Below are 12,191 nucleotides of genomic sequence, written 5' to 3' on the forward strand. Positions count from 1 at the left end.
CCCGTTGTCATCATTCCAATATTGGCTTAATGTAAATGAAGCAACTTCATTATAATGGCGAAACTCAACAATTTCTCTATACAACCTTGTGCATTACCACTCTTATCTTGCGGTCCGAGGTGAATTCACATGTCCAATCCAAAAGAGCTTCATGAAAATACGAGACTAGACTATAAAGCCTATCCTGTGCAGGTATTTAATAACTTCTGCTCCCATGCCAAAACGAAAGACTGTATCCTGTATCTCCACTGGCATGAACACTTTGAGATTATTAGCATGCGCCAAGGGCACGCGGTATTCCATATTGATACAACTCCGTATGACGTAAAGGCTGGAGAAATAATCATCATTCCCGGCGGCAGCCTGCACGTGGGATATGCCCTTGAAGATGGCCACGTGCGATTTGATTGTGTCGTGGTGAATGCATCCCTCTTTAACGATTTCCTCCATGATCCGATTCATGTGCGTTATGTCGCTCCCTATATGGAAGGCCAGCTCCGTTTCCCAGTCAAGCCTGCCGAGAACCACCCTGCTGGCGCAGACTGCTATCCGCTGCTGGATGAAATCATTGAAGAGCTTGTTGCCCGCCGTCCGGCCTATGAGCTCATTGCCAAATCCAAGCTGTACACACTGTTCGTTCTGCTGGCACGTACATTCATGCCCTTACAGTTCACGGAGAAGTCGGCCGAGCCGTATTTTGCGAATCGGGATCGTTATAAAAAACTCATTCAGCACATCGAGAGCAACATCGGTGAGAAATTGTCGGTAGAGACCGCTGCTGCAGAGGTCGGTTTGAATCCGTTTCATTTTTGCAAAATGTTCAAGCGTTTAACAGGGCGCACATTCGTCGATTACGTCAACCTGACCCGGATGAATGAAGCGGAGAAGCTGCTTCGTGAACGGACGTTAACCATCACGGAGATTGCCGGCATCGTCGGCTGCAGCAACCCGAATTATTTTACTAAGCTGTACAAACAGTACAAGAGCATGACGCCTTCTCAGGCTAGGCAGTTATAGATCCGGGTTCCAGAACACTCCTTAACGAACGATCTGCGGCCATGACCTGTACGAAACGCCAGCTGAATCATAAGTATGGTGACGAATATGCAAAAAAAGACTCCACATGCAGCAGCTTTCGCTGAAGCAGAGTCTTTTTGTGAATTTTGGATCAAATCAGCGCCTCTAAGACCTAATATGCCTTAGGCACTTCCACCTTTCTGGTGTTCCCATCCTCATTCGTGAAATAGATATGAACCCCATGGTCCTGATCGTCCAGAAAATACGAGACGTATTTACTCTCTTGTGCCCTCATGGGAACCAGGAGGGTCGCGATGCGATGGCTTGCGGCTGATTTCGTTTCAGCATGCAGATGCCACTGATTATCCAGTCCATCGATTTCTTCGGGGTCGACATCGGTGAACTGATTATGCTGATTCAGCGACAAGTCGCCGGATGAGCAGTACACGAATCGCCCTTCCATTTCCGCTTTGCTGCCCATCACCCGAAACGTCTGCCCGGACAGCTTCATCCGGTTCAGGGTATGAAACAGCCACTCGATGCTGGCTGGCTTGGCAAGATCCACCGTATCCACGATGACAAAATAAGATTCGTCAAAAAAATAGATCTCGCGCACATACCGCTCCAGATAAGGGACATTCTCCCGATAGGCCTGCGTAGCGTTCATACGGGCGTACCCATAACCCGATGACGCATCAACTTGCTCGACCTTTCCGCTGGCTTCGATGCAAAGCACCTTATCTTTTCCCGCATACTGACCATGGCCATCAATGAGAATATTGTTCGTGGAACGCGTCTGCCTCCGCCAGTTCATATGCATCGTGCTTCCAAAAGCGATGTAATATCCACTTTCAATTGCGAGAGGTTCGCCATACGCGTGCAGCAAGAATCCGTTCTGGTCACCGTGACTGTGGCTCATGGAACCGTAACGGCTGCTCTTTGCAAGCAGCATAATATGCTCATCCGGATCATCCATGCGGTGATGCATCGCCACCCAGTCAATATCGCGGAACCATTTGACGGCTTGGATGGTTCCATCCTTCGCTTCCGAGACGTTATCTATAGAAAACGGAACGGTAACAGAAGGAGAAACAGCTTCCACCTGAGGGTAATCATGCCGATACAGCATATCGTCAAAGCGGAAATCCCACCAGCCGTAATTGTAAAACTTGGAGTCGGCGTCCGTATCCGCCTTAACTACTTGTTCATAATACCACTGATATAATCCATTCCCTGTAATGCCTGCAAACTGGCGAATATTGAAAGCCGTCTTCAGACTGACGGGTTCGCCGAGATAGGACTGGTCCCCGAAGCTGGCCCGGATCGTATCCGGACTGCTGCAGTAGAGTGGGAAATCGCCCGTGCGCCCAAAGAACGGCCGTTGATAGAAATCGATGGATACGTAGTTGCGAATGAGATTGAGCGCATCGATCACAAATGCCATGCCCGTTGTCCAATAGAGCGGCCCCTCGGCCCAGCCTCCATCTTCTCCGCCCCAAGGCGAATAGAGGCAGGCGTAGTATTCCAGCGTGTAATCCAGCCATGTCTGTGCCTCAGCCTCTTCATGAAGCATGGCAATACAGGCCGGGACAAGCACGGAGGACAACGAACGAACAGCATGGCTGTCATAAGGGACATGATGGATTTTCGAGCGCTCCATCACATGGAAGGCCACCTGCTTCGTACGTCGCAGAAGAGCTCCCCTGACGAGATCAATCTCCTCTGCGCTGAGGTAATCGTGGAGCCAGTCGTATCCCCATGCAAGTGCACCAACCATCCGAAACGCGGCTTCATCGTTATAATCTCTGGATGTTGTTCCCTCCGTATCCCACCGGGCCGCGTGGAGCAGCCAAGTCTTCGCTTTGGCTATTAAAACATCATCCTGCAAAATGACCCCTGCCACGCTTAAGTGCCGGATAACATACAACGTTTCTTGGCAATCCATGTACATTTTTCTCCACAGCTTGGCGACACGCTTATTGCCGGGATAACGTTCCGGTTCCGGAATTAACGGCTTATCCAGCCACGGAAGGACCGATTTCTCGTAAAAAGCGCGCCAGCCGCAGTAATTTTCATCCTTTCGGAGACCTTCCCGGAACGCCTCAATCCCCTGTTCGTCCAGCCACAACCGCGGATGACCGGTATGCGTGCGTTCGTACCTTTCCTCTCTGCCAGGCAGGGGAGTCTCGGGCAGCCCCTCCGGGACATGAAACATTCGGGATTGGCTCCAAGAAGAACGGTCATGGTCCAAGTCTGCCGTATCCTCCACTTGCTCCCCGGTCAGCAAGGCATATCGCCAATAATAAGTACCCGGCTCCAGAGGTTGCTCCGGCGTGTATAAGTTATAGGGAATCGGCGATATCGTTGTTGTCGCTTCAGTTTCATACGAGGGCGAGGTCGAAATTTGCAGCATATAACGGTCGTTATCCAGCTGTCCCGGCATCCAGGTGAAACGAGGAGGATTCTCAAGCAGCTTACTCTCTTCATCCGGTTGATATGGCACGGACAACAATCCGCTTTTCGGTTCAAACAAGGTTTTCATCGAGTACCCTCTCCTTCAACCCGTTGTTGGTCATCGTGAAGCTTCTCGCGGTCCTTCCATCGGACAGGCTGAGCCAATCCCCATCTCCCGACCGGTTCCATTCCAATGTGAGCGGCTCGGTGCCGGTACGGTAAACGGCAATGAAGCGGGCTTTCGAATCTAATCGGTGAAGCCGGATTCCTTCCATGAGGCGGCCGGGATCGTCAGCAAGCCCAGGTGACTCCACCTGTGAGCATTCCATACCCTCGAAGGCGATAAATGAGATTACCGCCAGTGGCCCTGATGCATTGGCAATGTGGAGATTGAATTGCAAGCCATCCTGGGACAAGACGCGGGTGCACCTCTCTTTTACATATGCGTATCCATCTTCGTTTCCAAGATCCGTTTTAACGCGGCCCTGATCAGCATTTTGAAGTCCGCTCAGCTGTCCCATGCCAACGTAATGGAACCACCAATCCACGACTGCCGGTTCATCCAATTCCACTTCAAACCAATCCAGCAGCCACTCTTCCGTCAATATCAAATGTCGGTCCAGAATGGCTTGATCGTAGGCCTCATCGGCCCGCACCCAAATATAGGAACGGTTTGAAGCGGATTCATACCGTATGCATTTGCCTTCTGCCGGATTCTGGGAACGGCCTCCTACCGAGACGGTATTGTGGCAGGCTGTATGGGGATACCAATCCTTCTTCAGGATCGAACCGTACGGTACGGTTCCACGGTCTGGTGAAAGAGGCTGGTTCCCGACATGAATCATCAGATTCAGTTTATCGAAGTGACCATGTGATCCTCCATGAGGGCCAAAATCGACTAACGCCTGAAGCCCATTCGAATGGTACGACTTCAACAGGGCGAGTCCACTGTGAGGAAGAAAGACGGTAGGAGTACACAGATCGGACAAGTCATTCTCGTTTCTGCCTTCGATGTCCCATGCTTCATTACCTTCAAGTTCATTACCTGCTTGGTTTGGATGTTCTGCATCGCCTGCTTCTTGGACTTCTCGTGTAACTCGTACTTCGATGATGTCCCCTACTTCCCATACTCCTCCCGCTGTCTCCCTATGAGAACCCTTCGTCTCAGAAGAAGCCACTCCGGATCTTCCATCCCAATGGCCCGTTCCGTATAACAGAGCTTCCAGCATGCCAACCCGGCCGGCTTCTCCATTCAGTTCACGATACACATTGTCTAGCAGTCGTTGATAGCTCTTGTCTCCAAATACGGATAAACCGATTTCCGCAATCTCGGCAATTTCTCGCGCATAAGGAGCCCTGCAATAAGGACCGTCGTGAAGTGCTGGCAGGAAGCCGTTTGGGTCTGCCAATCGAACCAGTACCGTCAGCATGCCCTGCATGGATTGGCCTTGCTCTCCTCTCAGGGAAAATAGCTCTTCACCAACCCGGCTCCCCATTTCCGCAGCAATCAGATAAGCACGGAGTACGAATACGTGGTAATAAATGCTGCCTTCGAATTCAAGCTGATCCGGCCTGACGGCAATGCTTAGATGATGCCGCAGGCCGCCTTCCTTCACGACCAGCTGCCGCAGCTTCTCCGTTTCGCCTTGTACCGCATAGATACTGAACAGCGCGGCAATCAGCCAGGCGGTATAGTTGTTCTCGGGATTTCCGCGCTCCCGGGTCAAAATATGATGATACTCTGTCATGCTGCTGTCGAGCATGTGCAAGAACCGGTTAATCTTCCGGCGATCAGCCTCGTCGAACGACACTTGCGCATCCTCCAGCAGCAGGTAGCCGCGAAGCAATGTCGTGGCCCAGATGGCCTCGGTCAAAGCCTGATGGAATGCCCGCCCTTTCAGCATCCAGGGCTGGGCATCAGGATGTACCGGGTATAGCGGAAATTGCTCCGCATAGCGGACAATCAACTTTTTTCCAAGATCGGCGTAAGCTTTCTCTCCGGTACCGGCATAGACGGCGGCAGATTGCAGGACGTATCGGGCCATGGCCTGATGCTTGAATACCAGCCACGCCCCCCTGTACGGTTCTCCTTCCACTTCGCAGCCATACGGACAACGAAAGGTGCTGCAGTCCGCCTCCAGCGGATCAAACACCAGTTCCGTGTGATGTTCGGGACACACGTATTGGTGCCACCAGCCGCCTGGATCAACGGGAACATCCAGCCTCCGGTCGATGACTTGATCGAGCTCGGCCTTCAGGATATCGATCGTTTGCACGCTCCAAGGATAGAATTTCGACTTCGCGTTGACCTTCATCCAATCCCTCATCGCATGAACATACCGCCGTTAATTTCGATCGTCTCCCCCGTTATATAAGAAGACAGCTCCGAGACGAGGAACAGCACAGAGCCGGCGACATCGTCCGGGATGCCCTCTCGGCCTAGCGGGATACCCTTGATCGTTGCTTTTCGCGCATCATCCGGGGTAAACGTCGCATGAAACGCCGTTTGCCCGATAAAGCCGGGGGATACGGCATTCACATTAATTCCGCTTGAAGCGAGCTCCTTCGCCAAGCCTTTGGTAAAGCTCAGGACGGCAGCCTTGCTCGCTGCATAAATGCTTGCGCCCGGTCCACCGCCATTGTGCGCCGCAACGGAAGTCATGTTCACGATACGGCCTTGACCGGCCGCTTTCATCCCCGAAATGACGGCTTTGCTCACGAATACCGTGCTTTTCATATTTACATCCATGACCTTGTCGTAGAGCTCCTCGGTCATTTCCGCATTCGCCAGACGCTCAACCAAATGCCCTGCATTATTAACCAGAATCGTAACCGGGCCGCCGAATGCCTTCTCTACTTCAGCTACGAGCGCCTCTGCCTGCTCCACATGCGTAACGTCTGCTTGAAATGCATGAGCCTCACCGCCAAAACCTCGAATCTCCGCTACGGCTTCTTCAGCGGCATCCTTGCTGCTCAGATAGTTTAGGGCTACCTTAGCCCCACTTCTTGCCAGCTTCAACGCAACTGCACGACCAATCCCTCCACTCGAACCTGTGACTAATGCGATGTTACCCGATAAGTTAATATGCATATTGATCCCTCCTGATTAGGTTTGCAGCTGTTTCAGTCTGCTTTCTTGTTCACGCACTCTTTCCATTCGCGGCATCGTCATGACGATGCTTGTGCCTTGATCCGGCGAACTATGAACCGTTATCCCGTACTCTTCGCCGTAAACCATCTGAATTCGCCGATGGACATTCACGATACCGATGCCACCCCTGCGCCGGGCATGCATCCCCTCTTCATCATCGACCAAGCGGTTTTCCTCGAGCCTTTTGCGCAGTTTATGAAGCTTATGGTCAGCTATGCCTGCCCCATTGTCCTCGACGATAACCAGCAAGTTGTCCTGTTCGATTCTCGTGTCGATCCGAATGTAATGCCATGCTTCGATCCCTTCCGGAAAAGCATGCTGAAAAATATTCTCGACAATCGGTTGTAAGGAGAGCCTGACCATCTTCTCCAATAGGAGCTCGGGCGGCGTCGCCACCTCGATCTCGAAATCGCGCCCGATCCGATGCTGTAAGATCATCATGTAATGCCGCACATGATTCAGCTCGTTGGCAATGGTGATTTCCTCTAGGTTGGTCTGAATGGAGTATCGAAGCATGAAAGCCATGGCCTCTACCATGTCTGAGATCTCGTCGGAATCCTGAACGATCGCGTAACAATTGATCGTTTCCAGCGTGTTGTACAGAAAATGCGGATTGATCTGTAATTGGAGCGCCTGGAACTCTGCCCGCTGGCGCTCCAGTTGGATGTCCTGCAGCTCCAGCTGCGTTTTCTGATTGTGGAGCTCCGTGTCGTATACCTGCTCGATCATATCTGACAAGCGGCTAACCATGAGATTGTAGCTATGGATCAATCCGCCGATCTCGTCCTCCCGCGGCTTCACATCGGTGATATGCGTCCAGTTTCCCTTCTCCGTCTGCCTCATCCCGTTCTTCAGATTGCGGATCGGGTTCACGATCGATTTGCCGAATCTGTAAGCCAGAACGAGCGCAATGATCAAAGTGACAACGCCTACGATAATGGTGGTGGAGCGAATGCCCGAAATCGGCGCCCGAAGCTCATCCAGCGGCATCATAATGACGAGGCTCCAGCCTGAATACTCGGATTGGCGCGAGATGATCATCGCTTTCTCGCCTAGCACCGGTTCAATGAAGCGATGATCACCCTTAGCGATAATGCGCTTCGGCAGGTCCGTGGTCGTGATTCCCTCCATATCCACGTGATCTGGGGCATAGACGACCTCGCCTTCGCGATCCAGGATGAAGAAGAAACCCTGCTCTCCGAGATCGACGCCATTCCATAAACCCGACAACTGATCTTCATTGAACTCCACCGCGAGCACGCCTTTAACGTCGTAGGAATCCATTCCCCGGATTTTGCGGGCAACCGTAATGACGTTGTCGCGATCCTGTTCCAGCAGGCTGGTCTTCAAGATGACGATCTCCCCGTTCCCCGGCGTCTTCTCCGTCAATTCACGAAGTCGGTCCGACGGATCGATCGACATGGCGGAGAAATTCTGATTCTGATCGAAAATCGACCGGCCATGGAACCCCAGTATGTACATCATATGGGTCTGGGTGGGGTATTGAATGAAGATCTTCTGAAAGACATCCTTTCGAATAAGATGGGTGAACCGGTAATGCTCGTAGCTGTCGCTGGGGTCCATATCCAAAAATCGCTTCACCGAATCCTGCAGCAAAATCGTATTGCTGATCCGCTCGAACATCTTCAGCTGATTATCCGTTTGCCTTGCGGCGTTCGTGATGACGGTGGTCATATACTTCTCGACCTGCTCGTCAATCGCTTCGGATGATTTCATATAGAAGAAAACGCCCACCGTCGTAAGCGAGAACATCACGACGATGAAAAAGTACAGGAAGATTTGACGGGATAGGCTCCTCCGCATCATTGTATCCCCAGCATCTCCCGGTATTCGGAAGGGGTGTATCCGGTGACCTTCTTAAAGGTTTTCGTAAAATGGGGATGATCCGCATACCCCACTTCGAACGAAATGTCCGTAATTTTATAATGCGGAATGGCAAGGAGTTTCTTCGCCTTCTCCATTCGTTTCTTGATCCGGTAATGGACAAAGGTCTCGTCCGTCATCTGTTTGAACAGCTGGCTGAAATACGACGGATTGAGTCCGAGCATATCGGCAACCTCATCCAGCGAGAGATCGCGGGACAAATTGCGCTCAATGTAGGCTTTTGCTTCCTCGACAGGCTCCTTGGCATTTCCTTTTCGCTTCTCGCGTATGAGCTTTACCGTCTGATCCACGGCTTGACGAAATCTCTCGAAATAATGATGGTTTCCTCCGGGTTCCGGCCCCGAAATGCCTGTCATACGCTCAAATGAATACACATCCCGACCGTTTAACTGCTTGATCAGTTTCGCATACAATTCATCCAGCAATTCCTGAAGCTGAATCGATTCGAGCCTGCGCTCGTTGCAGTAATCCTCGATTTCTTGCAGCTTGTTCTGGATATCGTTCATTTGTAAATGCCATACGGCCAGTTCCAGCTGCTCGAGCCAATCCTCCAGCTTGGAGAGCGGAAAATAAAACCGCTGCTTCTCCTGCATGGACTTTCGATCCGCCATCAATTTATTCATGGTGTTATGTACCACCGATTTGGTCACGGGCTTGAGCAGATATTCTTTAACCCCATACGACATGCATTTCTGGGCGTATTCGAAATCGCCGTAACCGGAAATGACGACCACCGTGATATCGCCGTATTTTTCATAAAGCTGCTTGCTTAGCTCCAAGCCGTCCATCTTTGGCATTTTAATATCTGTAAAGATGAAATCCGGTCGTGTCGTCTGGATCGCTTCCAATGCTTCCATGCCGTTTCCGGCCGTTGCCGCTTGAATCATGGCCGGATCCGTCTGCGTGATCAGTTTCGCCAAGCCCATCCTTATCATAGGTTCATCATCAACGACCAGAATGCGGTACATCACCCATTCCCCTTTCAAAACAGCGAGAGTAGTTTAGCTTTAGCAAGATACTCCTCTGCTTAGACAAGCAGAGGAGTCATTCTTCAACACTATACTAAAACATGCTCTGCTTATTCGAAAGCGTTTTCTTTTTCGTTATATCGTTTCGTGGCTTCCTCAATAATCTCGCTGCCGCCTTTGGACAGATATTCCTCGAGCACCTTGCCATAGTTATCGATAGGCTCCCTGCCGTATACCATGCGGAGCACATGCTCTAGAATCAGCGGCGGCAGTTCATCCGATTTCGGATTCAGCTCCGGATATTTCACCATCGCCTCCAGACGCGGATCGAATTCAATGCCGCGGCGGCCCTCTTTCGTAAGCATATTATCAAAAGCATTAATCAGCTCTTTGCCGGAATCTGACAACTCGGATACGCGTTTGTTGTAGGTCGTGTCCTGCACCAGCCACAGCCAGTAGTTCAAATAACGCATTTTATCCGCTCCTGCCGTGTCCGTTGGAACCTCGAAGACCGGCTTGCCGTCGGTTACCTTATAATCCTCGCCTTCAAGGCCGAAGCTGAAGAACAATTCCGCATCTTCACTGACCATCCAGTTGAAGAACTTCACGATATCCTCCGCTTTATCCTTTGCCTTCGCGTTGATGAAGAAGGAACGCGTTACCGGATTGTAATGGGCATATCCCCCTTTACCGTCAGGTCCTACAGGCGAAGGAATCAGCGCCACTTTCGCGTCCGGCACATTCTCCTTCAACTGGGTGCCCCAGATCGGGAGCTCATTGGCATTCATGGACCACATGCCCGCTTTGCCGCTCGTGACGATGGATTTGAAATCCGCGCTTTCAATGGTCGCGAATTCCTTGCTGATCAATCCTTCCTCGTGCATCGTCTTATATATCTGAATCGCCTGCTTCATATTTTCTTCGTCAAAGAAGGTTGGCTTTACCTTCCCGTCCGGGAACACCTTGAATTGGTTCAGGTAACCCAGCACGTCATACGCACCGAAGAAGGTGTCCGCATATTTGAAATTCTGACGTCCGGCATAAGGCTGCTCCACCCCGGCTTCCTTGAACGCGCGCAGCACATCCATCGTCTCTTCCACCGTTGTCGGGATCTCCTTGCCTACCTTCTCCAGCAGGTCGGTCCGAATCCATGTGGCCCGTCTCGACGGATTGGACAAGATTTCGGGAATTCCGTAAATATTGCCCGTCTTGGAATCCGTCATCCGCTTCCAGGCTTCCTCCGGGATAAACTTGAGCAGGTCCTGCCCATGCTCCTGCAGGAGATCGTTCAGCGGGAGAAAGACTCCGTTCTCCACGGCACCCGCCAGCTCGGGACCGCTGATTCCGCCAGTGCCCTGCACCACATCCGGAATGTCATTCGTTGCGAACATCTGCACCATTTTATCCTGATATTCGTTATGCGGAATCAGACGGATATCCAGGTCCGTATTTGTCATTTTCTCTAGCTCCAGCACGTACTTATCCTTGTTGATATCCGGATTCTTCTCAACGTAGGATACGTTAAGCGTCCGCATCGAAATGGAAAATTTCGTGGCTCCCGCTTCATTCCCGCCTTGGTCGTCTCCGCCGGCATTGGCTCCCCCGCCTCCGCCATTGTTGCCCGAACAGCCAACGAGCATGGCCAGTACGAGACCTGACGTAAGCGCACGTGTCCAGCTTTTTCTCATGAATACCCCTCTTTTCAAGCTAATATAGTCGCTTATAATAGCGCTTTCAAACTTAATATCAGTATAGAGAGCCGTCTGGGCGGGAACAAGGAATGTCTTTGGCTCGGTTTGTCGTTTTTTTAGGGTTATTCTTTGATCGACCCGATCATCATCCCGTGAATGAAGAAGCGCTGCAGAAACGGATACAACAGAATGATGGGCAAGGTGGCTACCAGAATTACCGCCATCTGAATGCCCTGCACGGACTGGGAGCTTGCTTCGAATGCCATATTGCCCGTATCGGTCAGGCCCTCGTTCACCAGAAGCTCCCTCAATTTTACCTGGAGCGGATACTTGGCGCGATCATTGATGTAGTAGAGGGCGTCCATGTATTTGTTCCAATTGGTTACGGAGTAGAATATCCCTACCGTCGCCAGCGCCGGTTTCGATAACGGAAGCACGATGCTCCACAGGGTACGGACCTCGCTGCATCCGTCGATTCGGGACGAATCGATCAGTTCGCTTGGAATTTGGGTGAAGAAGGTTCGAAGCACAAACAGATTGAATGCGCTGATCGCCGATGGCAGCATCAAAGACCACAGCGTGTTGACGAGATTCAGCTCGCGCATCAGAATGAATTGCGGAATCAGCGGTGCCGTGAATATCATGGTCATCAGGATGATAATCATGATTGTTTTTCTGCCGACGTATTCGGGCCTGGAGAGCGGATACGCCAGCGAAGCGGTTGCTGCCAGATTGATGAAGGTTCCGAATAGCGTAATATAGACGCTGATCCCGAATGCCCTCCAGATGGAAATATCGTTGAATACATGCTTATAGTAGGCAAAGGTAAATTCCACCGGCCAGAACATCACTTCTCCGCGATCGATAGCGCCTGGGCTGCTGAACGACTGGGCAATGACGTTGAGAAAAGGGAGCAGCATGGTGAGTGCAAGAAAGGTAAGGATGATATAGTTCAATACAAGAAACAGTTTTCTGCCCGCACTGTCATATTTCACGTTGGTGGTC

General features: G+C 51.4%; 8 protein-coding genes. 1 reads left to right on the top strand and 7 read right to left on the bottom strand.

Annotated elements, in window-relative coordinates; translation table 11 throughout:
* Positions 1–129: 129 nt before the first annotated feature.
* The gene (locus MKY48_RS19325) at positions 130–1,017 is read left to right on the top strand and encodes an AraC family transcriptional regulator (protein WP_339290408.1); all 888 of its coding nucleotides are present in this window, start codon (positions 130–132) and stop codon (positions 1,015–1,017) included.
* A 172-nt stretch (positions 1,018–1,189) separates the two neighbouring features.
* Here the strand turns inward: MKY48_RS19325 and MKY48_RS19330 are convergent, their stop codons facing one another.
* The 7 genes from MKY48_RS19330 to MKY48_RS19360 all read right to left on the bottom strand — a co-directional run bounded on the left by MKY48_RS19330 (position 1,190) and on the right by MKY48_RS19360 (position 12,181).
* Complete coding sequence (locus MKY48_RS19330) at positions 1,190–3,559, bottom strand: DUF4962 domain-containing protein (protein WP_339290410.1); 2,370 nt, start codon at positions 3,557–3,559, stop codon at positions 1,190–1,192.
* On the bottom strand, positions 3,543–5,786 hold the full coding sequence (locus MKY48_RS19335) for a heparinase II/III family protein (protein ID WP_339290412.1): 2,244 nt from the start codon (positions 5,784–5,786) through the stop codon (positions 3,543–3,545). The genes MKY48_RS19330 and MKY48_RS19335 overlap by 17 nt, the downstream gene beginning before the upstream one ends.
* Positions 5,787–5,794: 8 nt before the next feature.
* A complete protein-coding gene (locus MKY48_RS19340) occupies positions 5,795–6,562 on the bottom strand; it encodes a 3-oxoacyl-ACP reductase family protein (RefSeq protein WP_339290413.1) in 768 nt (255 codons plus the stop codon).
* A 15-nt stretch (positions 6,563–6,577) separates the two neighbouring features.
* Positions 6,578–8,449: a histidine kinase gene (locus MKY48_RS19345; protein WP_339265584.1), complete on the bottom strand. Its 1,872-nt coding sequence runs from the start codon at positions 8,447–8,449 to the stop codon at positions 6,578–6,580.
* The gene (locus MKY48_RS19350; protein ID WP_339290414.1) at positions 8,446–9,495 is read right to left on the bottom strand and encodes a response regulator; all 1,050 of its coding nucleotides are present in this window, start codon (positions 9,493–9,495) and stop codon (positions 8,446–8,448) included. The genes MKY48_RS19345 and MKY48_RS19350 overlap by 4 nt, the downstream gene beginning before the upstream one ends.
* Before the next feature lie 110 nt (positions 9,496–9,605).
* A complete protein-coding gene (locus MKY48_RS19355) occupies positions 9,606–11,183 on the bottom strand; it encodes an extracellular solute-binding protein (RefSeq protein ID WP_339290415.1) in 1,578 nt (525 codons plus the stop codon).
* Positions 11,184–11,308: 125 nt separating this feature from the next.
* Entirely contained in the window at positions 11,309–12,181 is an 873-nt protein-coding gene (locus MKY48_RS19360) for a carbohydrate ABC transporter permease (RefSeq protein WP_215162994.1), read from the bottom strand.
* Positions 12,182–12,191: the final 10 nt, after the last annotated feature.

The sequence above is a fragment of the Paenibacillus sp. FSL W8-0187 genome (genome assembly GCF_037969755.1).
In the GTDB taxonomy this organism is placed as follows: Bacteria; Bacillota; Bacilli; order Paenibacillales; family Paenibacillaceae; genus Paenibacillus_AQ.